The sequence below is a fragment of the Rhodopila sp. genome, assembly GCF_965277165.1.
Taxonomy (GTDB): domain Bacteria; phylum Pseudomonadota; class Alphaproteobacteria; order Acetobacterales; family Acetobacteraceae; genus Rhodopila.
Map to the genome: position 1 here is coordinate 1374823 of NZ_CBDICE010000006.1, position 16504 is coordinate 1391326.

The following is a 16504-nucleotide window of genomic DNA, read 5'->3' on the forward strand; positions in this document are numbered from 1 at the left end:
AGACCAGTTCCCGCAAGCCAACCAAGCGACGCCCCGTCAAGCAGCTCGCGATGGCGATGGAACCTCGTATCGTCATCGAGATAGACCCGAAGGTCTCCGGCGGCTACATGCGCGGCCGCTTCGACGTCATGATCCGCGGCCGCGCCACCAGCGCGACGCCGATTCGCCAGATCAGGCTGCAAGTCGATGACTGGGTCGCCAGTACCGCGTTCTACGGCCAATCCGAACGCCCGGCCGACACCACGAACCCAGCGCCCCCCCGCCAGCGCGCGTTCCAGTTCAACCTGCCGCGCCCAGGCGATGGCCGGGTGGAACGATGCGCGTTCCAGATCATCGCCAGCTTCGAAGACGGCACCGAGCACGCCGAGGATTTCCAGATCGGCGTCGACCCGGCAACCGAGGATCAGGTCTCGGTCATCGCCGGCCCGACTCGCACGCTGACCGGCGGCTCCCGCCCGCATACGGTGTTGTATATCGAAAGCGGAACGATAGACCCAGACGGATTCGTTTCGATTATCGGATGGGCGGTGTCGCTGGGGCCGCTACTGGCGGTCCAGGTCAGCGCCGGCGACGCCCCGATCGCCAATGCCACGCTGGGCGCCCCGCGTGAGGATGTCGCCCGGGCGTTTCCGGCCTATCCGAATGCCCGCTCTTCCGGCTTCAGCCTGACCGCGCAACTTGACGACGCCGCCCGCGCCGCCAGCCACATCCATGCTCGCATCGTCTGCCCGAACGGGTTCGGACACCAGGAGGGCATACCCGTCGAACACTCATCCGCAACCGACGCCGCCGCCACCCGGCGCGCCCGCCTGGAATTCGCCCAAGCCGCCAATCTGCTACACCCGTTGGCGTTTTCGCTGCCCGAACAAGCCTACCGGGTCAGTGCAGAATCCCAGATGGCGGAAGCCCACCCCGGGCTGCTGTTCGCCGACCCCGAATTATCGACAGTCAACGACTCCGCGGCACAGGCGCCCTCGGCCAAGATCCGCCTGCACTGCGATGAAGCCACGCTGACCGCCGATGGCAGATTGGCGGTCGATGGCTGGGCGGTCTGCGGCGTCGGCATCGTTCAGGTGCGGATCCTGCTGGACGATGAAGACGTTGGGCTCGCCAGCGTCGGGCATGAACGCCTCGATGTCGGCGAAGCCTTCAACGATCTGCCGATGTCGCACCTGTCAGGCTATCGCTTCGAAAGACAGGTGCGCGATCGGTGCGAAGGCGCACATAAAGTCGTCGTCATCGCACGCAACCTGCACGGCAATCAGGCCGAGTATCAGATCGACACCATCGCCACCCCTGCCGCCACCCCTGCCGCCACCCCTGCCGCCACCCCTGCCGCCACCCCTGCCGCCACCCCTGCCGCCACCCCGGCCGCAATCCCCGAACCCGACCCGCCGCTGCCGGCGCCGACCGCTGACCCCGAACCCGAGGCCGAACGGGAAGCCGAGTTCCGTTTCGAATTGGACAGCCCGACGGTGTCGAACGGCACCGCGGTCGCCATCGTCACCGGCCGCCTCACCATCGATGGCTGGCTGCTGACCCGCTCTGGCGTCGCCAGTTTCGAAATCTATCTCGACGGCCAGCGCCTCGGCGATGCCCACTACGGCCTGGCCCGTCAGGACGTCGGATCGGCCTTTCCGGAATGGCCTGACGCACTGCGCGCCGGCTATGCGTTTCACTGCCCGCCGCGCAGCCTGCGCGATGGTGAGCACACCGTCGAACTGCGCATCCGCGCCAATAACGACGTGCGGCTGACCCGATCGTTCCAGATCACCGTGAAAAAGACCGAGGATCAGCAGGACTCCGCCACCGCGATCCGTCGCCGCGTTCCAAGGGTCGAGGCCGACATGATGACGACGTTGCTGAAAGGCCTGCAATACCGCCCGGCTTTCCGCTTCGTCCTGCGCCAGAACCGATCGGTCCAGCCCGAGCGGCTGCGGGCAACAATCGACGCGCTGCGGCTGCAGCCTTATGCCGACTGGACCGTCCTGGTGCTGGCCGCCGCAGACGACATCGCCGCCGAAACGACCGCGATCATCGATGCCGCGGCCGCCGAGTTGCGCAACCGCTTCAGCGTCATCACGCCATCCGACGCCGCTTGGTCCGCACCCTTGGCCCAGACCGATAGTCCCAAGCCACTGCTCTATTCGCTGCTGCTGCCGGGCGACGAACCAGGCGCGGACGCCTTGGCCGAACTCGCAGTGGCCAGCGGCCGGCACCCCGATCGCGACCTGCTCTACGCCGACGAGGTTCGCCTCAGTCCGGTCAGCAACGAAAAAGAGCCGTTCTTCAAACCGGATTTCTCGCCCGACCTGCTGCTGTCCACCAACTACATCGGCCGTCCCTGGGTCGCCACCGCGGCACTGCTGGCAAAAACCGAAGCCACGCCGGCCAGCCTGACCGTCCATGGGGAATACGACCTGCTGCTGCGCTGCGCGGAACAGGCGCTGGGCGTTCACCATATCCCCAAACTGCTGTGCCAGCGCAGCGCCGCCGAACTGGACGGCGCCCGCCGGGAGCAGGCCGCCCTGCAACGCGCGCTGGATCGCCGCGGCACCGCCGGTTCGGTGCTCCCAACCGCGATCCCCGGCACCTGGCGCGTAAAGCGGGCGGTAGCCGAGAAGGGCAGGGTGTCCATCATCATCCCGACCTGCGCCGCGCACGGCTACATCGAAACCTGCATCAACACGCTGCGCGCCAAGACCGCCTATCCGGACTACGAAATCGTCTGCATCGACAACATCCCACCCGCCGATGTCGCTTGGAAGGTCTGGTTGACGAACCACGCCGACAAAGTCGTCGAAATCCCCGACGCCTTCAACTGGTCGGTCTTCAACAATCGTGCCGCCGCCGCCGCCAGCGGTGAATACCTGCTGTTCCTGAACGACGATATCGAGGTCATCCAGGACGACTGGCTGGATGCGATGATGGAACATGCCAGCCGCCCCGAGATCGGCATCACCGGCCCGCAACTGCTATATCGCGACCGCAAGGTGCAGCACGCCGGCATGTTTCTTGCCAATAACGGGATCGGCCGTCACGCATTCCGCTTCACCGCCTCTGACGACCCCTGCTACTTCGGCCTGGCGCTCACCCAGCGCAACGTCATGGCGGTCACCGGCGCCTGCATGCTGGTCCGCCGCGACACCTTCGAACGCCTCGGCCGGTTCGACGAGGCGCACCAGATCGTCAACAACGATCTGGACTTCTGCCTGCGCGCCCATCGCGCCGGACTGCTCACGGTGTTCACTCCCTACGCCACGCTGATCCACTACGAACTGGCCAGCCGAGCCAATTTGAAGGACGTGTTCGACCTGACCCATTTCAACGCCGCGTGGAAGAACACGTTCGCGGCGGGTGACCCGTATTTCAATCCGCGCCTGTCACGACACGCCGACGACTATCGCCCCGATGACGAACCGGTAAGCTGGGTGGTCTCCGGCGCGCCGATGTTCCTGGCCCGCGACATCCAGCGCATTCTGGTGGTCAAACTCGATCACATCGGCGACTTCGTCACCGCCCTGCCACCGATCCGCCGGCTGAAGAAGCTGTTCCCGCACGCCCGCATCACCGTCCTGGCCGGCCCCGCCTCGCGCGCCTTCGTTTCGCTGGAACCCTGTATCGACGAATTCATCCCGTTCGCCTTCTTCCACGCCCGCTCCCAGCTCGGTGAACGCGAACTCACCCAGCACGACTACGCTGAACTCGCCGCCCAGTTGCGGCCATACCGGTTCGACCTCGCGGTCGATCTGCGCAAGCATCTGTCCACCCGCGACGTGCTGAAACACACCGGAGCCCGCTTCCTCGCCGGATTCGACTATCAAGGCCAGTTCCCCTTCCTCGACATCGCGCTGGATTGGGACGGAGACAGAACGTTGCAGCGCAAGCGCAGCCACGTGGTGGACGACCTGCTGTCGCTGGTCAATGCAATCGGCCACGCCGCCGAGGCCGACCGAGTGATCATCAGCCCCGGCCCCGACGCAATGCCGCTGGCCGAACTTCCCGACCCGGTGCGGGACTTGTTCGCCAAGCCGGTGGTCGCGGTGCATCCCGGCGCCGGCAACATTACCAAGCAATGGCCCGAACAACATTTCTCGGCGTTGATCGATCTGCTGATCGCCAACAACGGGGTCAACATCCTGCTGATCGGCGGTCCCGATGAGGTCGACGTCGCGCTGTCGCTGCAAGCCAACGTGCAGCATCCGGCCGCGGTGGTCTCGATGGCCGGCAAGACCTCGCTCGCCGACCTGCCGCGCCTTTTGAAGAACTGCGTGCTGTATATCGGCAACGACAGCGGCCCCAAGCACATCGCCGCCGCCGTCGGCATCCCGACCATCGGCATCCACTCGGGCGTGGTCGATCCGGTCGAATGGGGCCCGATCGGGCCGAACGCCGTGGCGCTGCGGCGCAACATGACCTGCAGCCCATGCTATCTGGCCAACGCCGAGGATTGCCCGCGCGCCCTGGCCTGCTTGCACTTCCTCGAGCCCAACCTGGTTTACGAAACCGCCGATATGATGCTCACTCGTGCGCCACCCGTCGCTGCCAAGGGCCCGCCTGTGCCAACACACCCTACGACTCCACGCAAGGCCAGGACCCCCCGCCGCCAGCGCACTGCCGAACCGGTATGATGGACGACACCGCGCTGCTCGACCTGGCGACCGATCTGGCGCAGCGGGCGGCAGGCGAAATCCTCGCTATCCGCGACCGCGGCTTCAAGGTCCACCACAAGCCCGACCGCTCCGTCGTGACCGAGGCCGACCACGCCGCCGAGGCCATCATCCTGGCCGGCCTCCGTCAGGCGCTCCCCGGCTGCAGCGTCATCGCCGAGGAAGAGGCGGCGGCCGGCAAACTGACCGTCGCGACAGAAGAGTTCTGGCTTGTCGACCCGCTCGACGGCACCCGCGAATTCACCGCTGGCGGCGATGATTTCGCCGTCAACATCGGGCTGGTACGCAACGGCAAACCGGTGCTCGGCGTGGTCGGCGTGCCCGCCAGAAATGAAGTCTTCGGCGGCATCGTCGGCATCGGCGGATGGCGCGCCACCGGTGGGTCGCGCACCCCGATCGCCGCCCGCCCGGCACCACCCGAAGGCCTGACCGTCGTCGCCAGCCGCCATCATGGCGATCAGGCCAGGCTCGATGATTTCCTTGCCGGGCGCCAGGTTCGCGAAGTCGTCAATTTCGGCTCCAGCCTGAAATTCTGCCGCCTCGCCGAGGGCCAAGCCGACCTCTATCCGCGCTTCGGCCGCACCATGGAATGGGACACCTGCGCCCCGCACGCCGTGCTGGCGGCCGCCGGCGGACGGGTCCAAACCCTGGACGGACAGCCCCTGCGCTACGGCAAACCCGGCTGGGACAATCCCCACTTCGTCTGCTGGGGCGCGCCATAGGACGAACCTCACAACCCCCGTGGGGCGCGCCATAGGACGAACCTCACAACCCCCGCACCGGCCGCTGTCGCTGGATAGGCACGGTCTTGACGCCCTCCACCGTCAAGCACACGCTGCCTACCAAGCAGCATGAGTCTGCGAAGGGAAGGCGCCGTTTCTATCTTCAGGGGACGATCAGATGAATCGCCGACTTCTCCCCCCGCTCGGCTGCCTGGCCGCGGCTGCCCTGTCGGTCATGACGGCGCGAGCCGAACCGTTCAAATGCCCTCATGTCGGGGGCGACTTCGTGTTCGGCCAGGAAGCCAACATCAACACCCTCGATCAGATGACATCGGCGACGATCTCGACCCGTAACATCGCCATGAACATCTACGAATCGTTGATGACCAGAGACGAAAACAATCATCCGATCCTGGAACTCGCCGCCGCCATGACGGAAGCACCGGATCATCTGACCTACACCTTCAAGTTGCGGCAGGGAATCCACTTTCATAACGGCAAGCCGATGACCTCGGCCGACGTGGTCGCGTCTTTCGACCGTTATGCGAAGGTCGGCAACCAGCGCAGCACGCTCGACAACGTCGATCGCTGGGACGCGCCGGACCCGGCGACCTTCGTGATCCACATGAAAAGGATCCAGCCCACCTTCATCGAGGCGCTGTCCTCGTTCAGCGTTCCCATCGTCATCATCCCGGCTGAGGACCGCGACGTGCCAGCCCAGCAACTGACCCACCCGATCGGCACCGGGCCCTATGAACTGGTCCAATCGGTACCCGGCAGCGCGGTGAAACTGAAGCGCTTCGATGGCTACAAGCCCAACACCAGTTTCCAGCAGCGCACCGGTTTCGGCGGCTACAAGCAAGCCTGCTTCGATACGGTGACATTCCGTATCGTAACCGAACCCGGTGCGAGGGTGGCCGGCCTGCGTACGGGCGAACTGCAGGGTGTCGAGGACGTGCCGGCGAAATCCGTGGCGGACCTGAAGCACGACAAGAACATCATCATCCTGCCGCTGAAGCACTGGTGGATCCAGATTGCCAACCCCAACACCTCCGACCCACCGACCGACAATCTACTTGTGCGCAAAGCCATTCAGGCCGCGCTCGACATGGACGAGATTATGGACGCGGCGTCCGATGGCAACTATCAGTTGAACGTCGGCTTCCAGTATCCGAACCAACCCGACTACACCGACGCCGGCAAGGACACCTACAATCTGCATGATCCGAAACTGGCCAAGAAATACCTCGCCGAGGCCGGCTACAAGGGCGAACCGGTGGTCCTGCTCACCAACAAGGACTATCCACCAATGTACAACTCCGCGCTGGTCATGCAGCAGCAGTTGCAGGCGGTGGGCATCAACGCGCAAATGAAGGTGGTGGACTGGCCAACCTCGGTGCAAATGGCGCTCAACACCACTAAAGGCTGGAACTTTCACTTCACCGGCTGGGGCACCCAACCCGCGCTCGGTGCCTTGGCAACGATGCAGTTCCTGGTGCAGCCGAACGCCAGCTACAAGCCGATGGATGGCAAAGACGACCCCGATGTGCTTGCCGCCTGGAACGACATGAACACGCTGCCGACACAAGAGGGTCGGCAAGAGGCTTTCGCCCGCATGCAGAAACTGGTGCTCGACCGCGTGTACGCGGTCCCGTTCGGCTCCTTCACCAAGGTTCAGGCGGTCCGCTCAAACGTTGCCGGTTTCGTCCCGTTCCGCATCCCGCGCATGGCCAATGTCTGGTTCAACCCCAACCCCTCAGGCAACTCCAACGTCGTGAACACTCATTGACCAGCGCCTGATGGGCGCCATCCTCGTTCGCAGGCTGCTGAGTGCGCTGCCGATCCTGCTGATTGTCAGCTTGATCACGTTCGCCATGATTCACCTGATCCCGGGCGACCCGGCGATAGCCATTGCCGGCATGTCCGCCACCCCCGAACAGGTCGCCAACATCAGGCGCGACCTTGGGCTCGACCAGCCGCTGCCGTCGCAACTCTGGGATTGGTACGCCAACCTGCTGCACGGCAATCTTGGCCGCTCGCTGCTGCTCGGCCAGCCGGTCGTGCAGGCTACCATGCAGCGATTGCCGGTGACGCTGGCGCTGTCCGCCTATGCATTGGTGCTGACGCTGATGCTGGGTCTGATCAGCGGCATCGTGGCCGCGCTGCGGCAGAACAGTTGGATCGATCAGGCCGCGATGGTGCTGGCGATGATCGGTATTTCAGTGCCCAGCTTCTACCTCGGTCTGCTGATGATCATCCTGTTCGCCGTCGATCTGCGCTGGCTGCCGACCGGAGGCTACGTCGCCCTGACCCAGGACCCGCTCGGCTGGCTGGCGACCTCGACCATGCCGGCGATCGCGCTGGCGCTGCTGCTCGCCGGATTGCTGGCGCGGATCACCCGATCGACCATGCTGGAGGTGCTTCGGCAGGACTACATTCGTACTGCCCGAGCGAAGGGGCTGCCTGAAAGATTGGTGGTGATGAAACACGCGCTGGCGAACGCCTTGATCCCGATCACCACCGTCGTCGGGATCATCGTCAGCCTGCTGATCTCCGGTTCGGTGGTGGTGGAGACGCTGTTCTCGATCCCGGGCATCGGCCAGTTGCTGACCCAGGCAGTGCTGAACCGCGACTACCCGATGGTGCAGGGCGGCCTGCTGATCACCACCGCGCTGCTGGTCGGGGTCAACATCTTGGTCGACGTCTGTTACGCCCTGCTCGATCCACGGGTGCGCTATGACGGAGCCTGACCGTGCCCGACCGTTTCGATCGACCATGCGACACCTGCTGCACCATAAGCTGTTCGTTTTGGGCAGTGTGCTGTTCGGCATCATCCTGCTGGCCGCGATCGCCGCCCCGGTGATCGCGCCGCTCGATCCCAACAAACTGTCGATGCGCATGAAGTTCCATCCGCCCAGCGCCGAGTTCATTTTCGGCACCGATAATTTCGGCCGCTCGTTGTGGTCCCGTGTGGTGTGGGGCGCCCAGCTTTCGATGTTCATCGGCGGTGCCGTGGTGGCGATCAACGCGGTGGTGGGCACCGCCATCGGCGCCGCCGCCGGCTACTTCCGGCGTCTCGACAACGGGCTGATGAGGATCAACGACGCGCTGATGGCCTTTCCCGCCGTGCTGCTGGCGATCGCTGTCACCGCCGTGCTGGGACCATCGGTCAACGACGTGATCATCGCCCTGGCGATTGTCTATACACCGCGCACCGCGCGTATCGTCCGCTCCTCGGTCATCGTGCTGCGTGAAATGGAGTATGTGGAGGCGGCGCGGGCCGCCGGTGCCGGGCATTGGCGTATCCTGCGCAGCCACATCCTGCCCAACGCGATGGCGCCGTTGATTGTGCAGCTCTCGTTTCTGTTCGCCTACGCCGTATTGACCGAGGCCACGCTGTCGTTCCTCGGCGTCGGCGCGGTGCCGCCGACACCGACCTGGGGCAACATCATGGCCGAGGGCCGGCAATACATGACCGACGCGCCCTGGATCATTGCCATCCCCGGAGCCGCGCTCATGATCACCGTGCTTGGCCTCAACCTGCTGGGCGACGGGCTGCGCGACGTGCTCGATCCCAGGCTGAGAATCCAGCAATGAATCGTGGGGCAGCATGACCCTGCTGGCGGTGCGCGACCTCACCACTTCGTTCCACACCGGCGGCGGCGAACTCACCGCCATCGAAAACGTCTCCTTCAGCCTTGATAAGGGCGAGATCCTTGGCATTGTCGGCGAGTCCGGCAGCGGCAAGAGCGTCACCGCCCTCGCCATCATGGGCCTGCTGCCACGCCCTGCCGCCCGTATCCGCGCCGGAAGCATTCAGTTCGAGAACCAGGATCTGCTGCAACTATCCAACCGCTCGATGCAGCGCCTGCGGGGCCCCGGAATCGCTATGGTGTTCCAGGAGCCGATGACTTCGCTGAACCCGGTTTTCACCGTCGGCGAGCAGATCATCGAAACCCTCCAGGCGCACGAGAACGTGTCGCGGAGGGACAGCTTCGCACGCGCGGTCGACATGCTGGAGAGAGTCGGCATTCCGTCCGCGGCCAGGCGCATGGCGGATTATCCGCACCAGCTCTCGGGCGGTCAGCGCCAGCGCGTGATGCTGGCCATCGCGCTGGTCTGCCGCCCGCGTCTGCTGATCGCCGACGAACCGACGACCGCGTTGGACGTGACGATACAGGCACAAATCCTCGAATTGCTGATGGACCTGCGTGACGAGTTCGGCATGGCGATCATCATGATCACCCACAACATGGGGGTGATCGCCGAAACCGCCGACCGCGTGCTGGTGATGTACGCCGGACGGGTGGTCGAACAGGCCCCCGTCGATCGGCTGTTCGATCATCCATCGCATCCCTACACCAGCGGCCTGCTGTCCTGCGTGCCGACCTTGGATCAGGATCACGACCGGCTGATCGCCATTCCGGGCAATCTGCCTGAGCCATCGAGGCGCCCGAGCGGATGCCGCTTCTCAACGCGATGCGTCCATGCTGTGCCGGCCTGCGGCGAAGCGATCCCGCCGTTGCGGACCCTGCAGCCGGACCACACCGCGGCCTGCATCCGGGTCGGAGAGATCGCCTGATGGCCCTGCTGGAGGCAATCGGATTGGTCAAACACTTCGAGGTCGTGACGGGTGGCTTGTTCCGCCGCTCCAGGACCGCGTTGCGCGCGGTGGATGGTGTCGACCTGACCATCCAGTCCGGCGAAACCCTGGGCCTGGTCGGCGAATCCGGCTGCGGCAAGTCCACCCTCGGCCGCCTGCTGATCCGGCTGATGCCGGCCACCTCGGGCCAGGTCGTGTTCGACGGCACCGAAATCATGACCCTCGATCCCAAGCGGCTGCGGGCGATCCGGCGCGGCATGCAGATCGTCTTCCAGGACCCGTTCGGATCGCTCAATCCGCGTATGTCGGTTGAACAGACGGTGATGGAGCCGCTACTCATCCACGGTGCCCGCCACGACGCCACCACCCGTGACGCCGTCACCGCAATGCTCGACATGGTCGGCTTGCCCACCAGCGCGCGGTATCGCTTCCCGCACGAATTTTCCGGCGGTCAGAGGCAGCGAATCGGCATCGCACGCGCCCTGATCCTGCGACCGAAACTGGTCATCTGCGATGAACCGGTTTCGGCGCTGGACGTTTCGGTGCAGGCGCAGATCGTCAACCTGCTGTCCGATCTGCAACGCGAACTCAAGCTGACCTATCTGTTCATCGCCCATGACCTCGGCGTGGTGAAACACATCTCGACGCGGGTTGCCGTGATGTATCTCGGCAAGGTGGTGGAGATCGCCGACAAGCGGTCGTTGTACGCGCGTCCATCGCACCCTTACACCCAGGCGCTGCTGGCCTCCGTGCCGATCACCCATCCCTCGCAACGCAGGCGCGGCGCCGGCGCGCGACCGCGCCTGACCGGCGACATTCCAACCGCGCTAGCACCGCCTTCGGGGTGCCGCTTCCATACCCGCTGCCCGCACGTCATGCCGGTCTGCCGAAGCCAGGAACCGGCGATGCGGCTGGCCGGCCCGAACCATCACGCCGCCTGTCATCTGCTGGCGGCCTAAACCATCCGACGGCTAGGCCGTTATCGCTCCTGGCAACAACAGGAGCACCGACCATGAAACAGCCCCACACTCAGCAATCGGTCGAACACACCGAAACCCAGCAGAACACCGGCAACCACAAGAAGCCCGGCATCCCGGATCAGCAGGGCGCCGATCGCTTCGGCGGCACGCGGACAGGCAAGGAGAATATCGAGAAGACGGACGACAAGCCGGTCCGCTGATGTGACAAATCCGCCCCGTCCCGTTATCGTCCGCGACGGGATGGGAGAACGCCGATGATCATCGAAGTCCGGACCTATCAACTGAAGCCCGGATCGGTCGCCGAGGTCGAAAAACGCTTCGGGGAATGGCTACCGCGGCGAGAAAAACTGTCCAGACTGGCGGCACTCTGGCACACCGAGGTGGGTCCGCTGAACGAGATCACCCATGTTTGGACCTACGACAGCTTCGAGCAGCGCGGCACTGTCCGCGCCGAGGCGATAAGAACCGAAGTCTGGCCGCCGCCGATCCAGGAATTCGTGGTGGCCATGCAAACCGAGGCGTTCATTCCGGCGCCGTTCTCGCCGGCGCTGGAACCGCGCCAGGTCGGGCCCCTGTTTGAAATCAGGTCCTATACCCTGGCCCCCGGCGCGTTGCCCGGAATGATCGAGCGCTGGGCCGCCAAGATCGAACAGCGGGTGAAGCTTTCGCCGCTGGTGGGGGCTTGGTATTCCGAGTTCGGCGGGCTCAACAAATGGGTTCACATCTGGGCCTACGCGGATGCCGCCGAACGTCAGCGAATCCGAGCCGACGCCGTCGCCCGTGGCGTGTGGCCGCCCGGCGGGGCCGCATCCGGTCTGGTGCTGAAGCAGGAAAACAAGCTGGTCATGCCGGCACCCTGCTCGCCGCTTCGATAGCGTTCGGAGGATACCATGAAAGTCGGAACCGCTCTCAGCGTCCTCGCCCAACCCGGACGCCCGGATGCCGCGCTGTACGGCGAACACATGGCGCTAGGTGATCTCGCCGAACCGCTCGGTTTTGATTCGCTGTTCGCGCTGGAACATCACTTCACCGGATACTCGATGTCTCCGGCGCCACTGCAATTACTCAGCTATTACGCCGGCCGCACCAAACGCATCACCCTGGGGACCTGCGTCATCGTGCTGCCCTGGCACGACCCGATCCGCGTCGCCGAACAGATCGCGCTGCTGGACGTGATCAGCGGCGGCCGCACCCTGATGGGATTTGGCCGCGGCGCGGCCAGCGCCGAATACGCCGGCTTCCGCATCCCGATGCAAGAGGCCAGGCCGCGCTTCGTCGAATCGGCACAGCTGATCATCAAGGCACTCCAAGAGGACGTCTTCGAATGGAAAGGCGAATTCTACAACATTCCCAGCGTATCGATCCGACCACGACCCATTTCTAATCCGGAACGCCGTTTCTACGCCTCCTCCGTCAGCCCGGAATCAGCCGAGGTCATGGCGAAGCTCGGTTTTGGCCTGCTGATCGTCATGCAGAACGAATGGCCCAAGGCCGCCGAGGACGTCCACCGCTACCGCGAAATGGTCCAAAGCGTCGGTCATATCCCGCGCCCGCCGATCATCCTCACCAACGTGGCCTGCGCGCCGACCCGGCAAGAGGCTCGCGACTGGGCCACGCGCTACCTCAGCGAGAAGTGGGATTCGATCGATAACCACTACCATTTCTCCGACGGTCATCTGGCTGCGGTGAAAGGCTACGAGTCCTACGGCAAGCTCGCCAAGACCTACACCAAGATGAAGGATGAGAGCTTCCGCGCCAAGGCCACGGATTTCTACCTCAGCATCCAGATCGTCGGCACCCCGGATGACTGCGTTCAGCAGATCGCGGAACTACGTCGCCTGACCGGAATGGATCACCTGGTGACGGAGTTCTCCTTCGGCAGCATGCCCCACCATCTGGCCGAGTTGAACATGCGGCGGTTCGCCGAGGACGTGCTTCCGGTGCTACAGCGTGACGCTGCGTTCCAGGGAAGTGTCGATCCGCAATCGGCGCAGACGCCGGCCGGCGACAATCGCCTGTTCGCACCCGCCTGAATTCAGGCACTTCTAGTTACGCAACGGTCTGCCTGTCTCCAGCGTATGTTCGATCCGGGTCAGCGTTGGCTCGGTCCGAGCCAGCCGCATGAACGCACTGCGTTCCAGATCGAGCAACCGCTGCTCGCTGAGCGTATCGATGATGTCGGCATCGCCGCCGCACAGAACCTCGGCCAGCGCCCCGGCGACCACCAGGTCATGCCGGGTCGCCAACCCGCGCCGGTGGAAGCTTTGCGCCGCCGAGGCAAGCCCCGCCTGGCCCGACCGACCCGGCAGCACGAACTCCGGCGGCCGCGGCGGGGCGTAACCATCCACCATCGACAGGGCCCGCTGCTTTGCGTCCGCCAGCAACCGGTCGCGATTCATGCTGATCCCGTCGCTCGGGCGCAGAAACTTCCTCTCCATCGCCTGCCGCGCCGACTTCGACACATCCGCCGTGCTGACCGTCTCGAACACCTTCGCGACCGCCGGCATCGGACCGCGCGGCAGTGTGGGGTCCGCCCGCCAGCGCGCCAGCATCTCGCCGCAGCCGCCCCAGCCCGGTATCAGGCCGACGCCGCACTCCACCAGACCCAGATAGGTCTCCGCGTGCGCCTGCACCGCGTCGGCGTGCAGCACGATCTCGCAGCCGCCGCCCAGCGCCATGCCGGCGGGGGCAGCGACCACTGGGAAGGGTGCGTATTTCAGAGCCTTGTAGGCGCCCTGGCCGGCGGCGATCGATTTCTCGATCTCTCCCCATGCGGCGATGTTGGCGGCAAACAGCGCCAGCCCGAGGTTGAAGCCGAGCGAGAAGTTGCTTGCCTCGTTATAGATCACCAGGGCCTTGAACCGGGTACCAACGACCTCGATCGATTGCCCCAGCAGTTCGATACTGTGCTGGTCCAGCGCGTTCGACTTTGACGTGAACTCAAAACAGGCGACGCCATCGCCGATATCCCAAAGCGCGGCCGACGCATTGCGCAGCACCGGGTCGGCGGCCAGCTTGATGTCTTCCAGCAACAGCACGCCGGCTGCCCGCTCGATGTCATGATAGCCGCCATCGGTCCCAAGATATTGCCGCCTGCCGCCTTCCACCCAGTAGAACCGCGCGCCTGCGGCATCGGCAAGCAGCTTCGGCACCGAAAAGTCTCGCGCCGCAAGCTGCTCGACCAGCCAGCCAGAACCCAGTCTGTCGGCCAGCTCAAACGGCCCCCAGCGCCAGTTGTAGCCCAGTCGCATCGCTGTATCGATGTCGGCGATCGACCCAGCCGCCTCGGGGATCAACGTCGCGGCATAGGCAATGGTCTGGGCCAGCACCCGGAACGCATAGGTTCCGATCCTGCCCGGCGCAGACAGCAAAACTCGCAGATCGCGTCCGGCGGCATTGATCTCCGGCAGCACCGGCTTTTGCGCCGGCCGATACGCGCCGGTGGCAAGGTCGATTACCAGCTTGCGACGCTCCGCCTGCGACCGGTCCAGCCGGTAGAACCCGCCCATGCCCTTTCGCCCGGTCAAGCCCTGCTCGATCATCCGCCCGATCAACGGCACGTCGCGGTCCACCTCGTGGAACGCATCGGATTTCGGCAGCACTGCCCGCATCGACGCATTGACCTGCGGTCCGAGATCGATGCCGACCAGGTCCATCAGTCCAAACACCCCGGTCTTCGGGATGCCCATCGGCGGCCCGATCACCGCGTCCACCTCCTCCACCGTCAGTCCCTGGTCGATGGCTTCCACCAGCGCCGACTGCAGCCAGTAGATGCCAAGCCGGTTGGCGATGAAGCCGGGGCTGTCAGCGCACCGCACGATGCTCTTGCCCAGTGCCACATCCGCAAACTCCGCCACGGCCGCCAAAGTCCCCGCCGCGGTGTCTGGGCCGGACACGATCTCCAGCAACCGCATGTAGCGTGGCGGATTGAAGAAATGGGTGATCATGAAATCGCGCCGAAACGCCTCGCCCATGTCCTCGGTCAGCCGCTTCAGCGCGATGGTCGAGGTATTGGAACTGATTGCGGTACCCGAACGGCGTACGCCCTCCAATCGGCGATACAGGTCCCGCTTTACGTCGGCCCGTTCCACCACCGCTTCGATGATCCAGTCGCAGTCGGCCAGCTTGCCAAGGTCGTCGTCCAGATTTCCGGGTTCGATCAGCCGAGCTGCGGCGTCGTGCATGAACGCGGCCGGGTCCGCCTTGCGCAGCCTGTCAACCGCGCCCTCGGCCAGCGCATTGCGATTGACGGCCCCGCTCGGCACCCGGTCCAGCAGCACCACCGGCACCCCGGCATTGGCGACCTGGGCGGCGATGCCCGCCCCCATCGTGCCGGCGCCGAGGATCCCAACCCGTCTGATCGGCCCAGGGGTGGTAGGGTTGGCCATCACACCCGTTCCAGGATCGTGGCGATGCCCTGGCCGCCGCCGATGCACTGCGTCGCCAGCGCATAACGCCCATCGGTCCGCGCCAGCAGCGAGGCCGCCTTGCCGGTGATCCGCGCACCCGTCGCGCCTAGCGGATGACCCAGCGCGATGGCACCGCCGTCGAGGTTCAAAATCTCCTCGCGGATGCCAAGTTCCTGGGCGCAGGCCAGCGCCTGGCTGGCAAACGCCTCGTTCAGTTCGACCACGTCGATAGCGCCGATTTCGATACCCGCCCGCGACAGCGCTTTCCGGGCGGCGGCGACCGGGCCGATGCCCATCACCTCGGGTGCGCAGCCGGCGACGGCAATCGACCTGATCCGAGCCAGCGGCTGCAGACCGTGCGTCTGGGCATAGCTCTCACTGCACACCAGCACGGCCGCGGCGCCATCGGTCAGCGGCGAGGACGTGCCCGCCGTCACGCTGCCATCCTTGTCGAACGCCGGCTTCAGACCAGCGAGGCCGTCCAGCGTGGTATCCGCGCGGATGCACCCGTCCTGTTCGACCGTCCCGCCTTTTCCGGTGATCGGCACGATTTCCCGCGCCAGATTGCCGGCGGCGACAGCGGCGGCAGCGCGCCGGTGGCTGCGGACCGCGAACGCCTCCTGCGCCGCGCGTGGGATCTGCCATTTGCGGGCAACGTTCTCGGCGGTTTCGCCCATGCCGACATAGGCCGCCGGCATCGCCTGCATCAGGGTGGGGTTGATCAGCGGATTGTAGCCCATCATCGGCACCCGGGTCATGCTCTCGATCCCGGCGCAGATGAAAACCTCCCCGGCGCCCAGCGCGATCTGACCGGCCGCGATATGGACCGACTGCATCGAAGACCCGCAGAAACGATTGACCGTGACCCCGGCGACGGATAGCGGCAGACCGGCCAGAAATCCGATCAGGCGGGCAACGTTCAGGCCCTGTTCGGCCTCGGGAAACGCGCAACCGACAATGATGTCCTCGATATCCTCGGGCTTCACCCCGCTGCGCCCGATCAGCGCTCGGACCACCTGCGCGGCCAGGTCGTCGGGTCGTACCCTGGCGAGCCCGCCTTTGCCGGCGAAGTGGAAAGGCGACCTGGCATAGCCGGCGATCACCGCGTTGGTCATGGCTG

At 65.2% G+C, this 16504-nt stretch carries 12 protein-coding genes; 10 read left to right on the plus strand and 2 right to left on the minus strand.

Features of this window, described 5'->3' with window-relative positions; translation table 11 throughout:
- Nucleotides 1-50: 50 nt before the first annotated feature.
- From ACQY4Y_RS18300 to ACQY4Y_RS18345, 10 genes are all read left to right on the plus strand, one after another.
- Nucleotides 51-4631 (plus strand): glycosyltransferase family 9 protein, encoded by a 4581-nt coding sequence (locus ACQY4Y_RS18300; protein ID WP_428492016.1) that lies wholly within the window; start codon nucleotides 51-53, stop codon nucleotides 4629-4631.
- Nucleotides 4631-5392, plus strand: coding sequence for a 3'(2'),5'-bisphosphate nucleotidase CysQ (gene cysQ / locus ACQY4Y_RS18305; protein ID WP_428492017.1), 762 nt, complete (start codon nucleotides 4631-4633; stop codon nucleotides 5390-5392). The genes ACQY4Y_RS18300 and cysQ overlap by 1 nt, the downstream gene beginning before the upstream one ends.
- A gap of 178 nt (nucleotides 5393-5570) precedes the next feature.
- The gene (locus ACQY4Y_RS18310) at nucleotides 5571-7181 is read left to right on the plus strand and encodes an ABC transporter substrate-binding protein (RefSeq protein WP_428492018.1); all 1611 of its coding nucleotides are present in this window, start codon (nucleotides 5571-5573) and stop codon (nucleotides 7179-7181) included.
- Between the two features lie 10 nt (nucleotides 7182-7191).
- A complete protein-coding gene (locus tag ACQY4Y_RS18315) occupies nucleotides 7192-8142 on the plus strand; it encodes an ABC transporter permease (protein ID WP_428492019.1) in 951 nt (316 codons plus the stop codon).
- Nucleotides 8129-8989 carry an ABC transporter permease gene (locus tag ACQY4Y_RS18320; protein ID WP_428492020.1) on the plus strand — a complete coding sequence of 287 codons (861 nt, stop codon included), beginning with the start codon at nucleotides 8129-8131 and terminating at the stop codon, nucleotides 8987-8989. The genes ACQY4Y_RS18315 and ACQY4Y_RS18320 overlap by 14 nt, the downstream gene beginning before the upstream one ends.
- 13 nt (nucleotides 8990-9002) lie before the next feature.
- A complete protein-coding gene (locus ACQY4Y_RS18325) occupies nucleotides 9003-9974 on the plus strand; it encodes an ABC transporter ATP-binding protein (RefSeq protein WP_428492021.1) in 972 nt (323 codons plus the stop codon).
- Nucleotides 9974-10954 (plus strand): ABC transporter ATP-binding protein, encoded by a 981-nt coding sequence (locus ACQY4Y_RS18330; protein WP_428492022.1) that lies wholly within the window; start codon nucleotides 9974-9976, stop codon nucleotides 10952-10954. The genes ACQY4Y_RS18325 and ACQY4Y_RS18330 overlap by 1 nt, the downstream gene beginning before the upstream one ends.
- Before the next feature lie 53 nt (nucleotides 10955-11007).
- A complete protein-coding gene (locus tag ACQY4Y_RS18335; RefSeq protein WP_428492023.1) occupies nucleotides 11008-11175 on the plus strand; it encodes a hypothetical protein in 168 nt (55 codons plus the stop codon).
- 54 nt (nucleotides 11176-11229) lie between these two features.
- Nucleotides 11230-11850 carry an NIPSNAP family protein gene (locus ACQY4Y_RS18340; RefSeq protein WP_428492024.1) on the plus strand — a complete coding sequence of 207 codons (621 nt, stop codon included), beginning with the start codon at nucleotides 11230-11232 and terminating at the stop codon, nucleotides 11848-11850.
- Between the two features lie 15 nt (nucleotides 11851-11865).
- Nucleotides 11866-13008 (plus strand): LLM class flavin-dependent oxidoreductase, encoded by a 1143-nt coding sequence (locus ACQY4Y_RS18345; protein WP_428492025.1) that lies wholly within the window; start codon nucleotides 11866-11868, stop codon nucleotides 13006-13008.
- 12 nt (nucleotides 13009-13020) lie between these two features.
- On the opposite strand, the gene ACQY4Y_RS18350 is transcribed toward ACQY4Y_RS18345, so the two are convergent.
- Together ACQY4Y_RS18350 and ACQY4Y_RS18355 are read right to left on the minus strand one after the other, a co-directional pair.
- Nucleotides 13021-15363 (minus strand): 3-hydroxyacyl-CoA dehydrogenase NAD-binding domain-containing protein, encoded by a 2343-nt coding sequence (locus ACQY4Y_RS18350; protein WP_428492026.1) that lies wholly within the window; start codon nucleotides 15361-15363, stop codon nucleotides 13021-13023.
- Nucleotides 15363-16499 (minus strand): thiolase family protein, encoded by a 1137-nt coding sequence (locus ACQY4Y_RS18355; RefSeq protein WP_428492027.1) that lies wholly within the window; start codon nucleotides 16497-16499, stop codon nucleotides 15363-15365. Before ACQY4Y_RS18355 ends, ACQY4Y_RS18350 begins: the two co-directional genes overlap by 1 nt.
- Nucleotides 16500-16504: the final 5 nt, after the last annotated feature.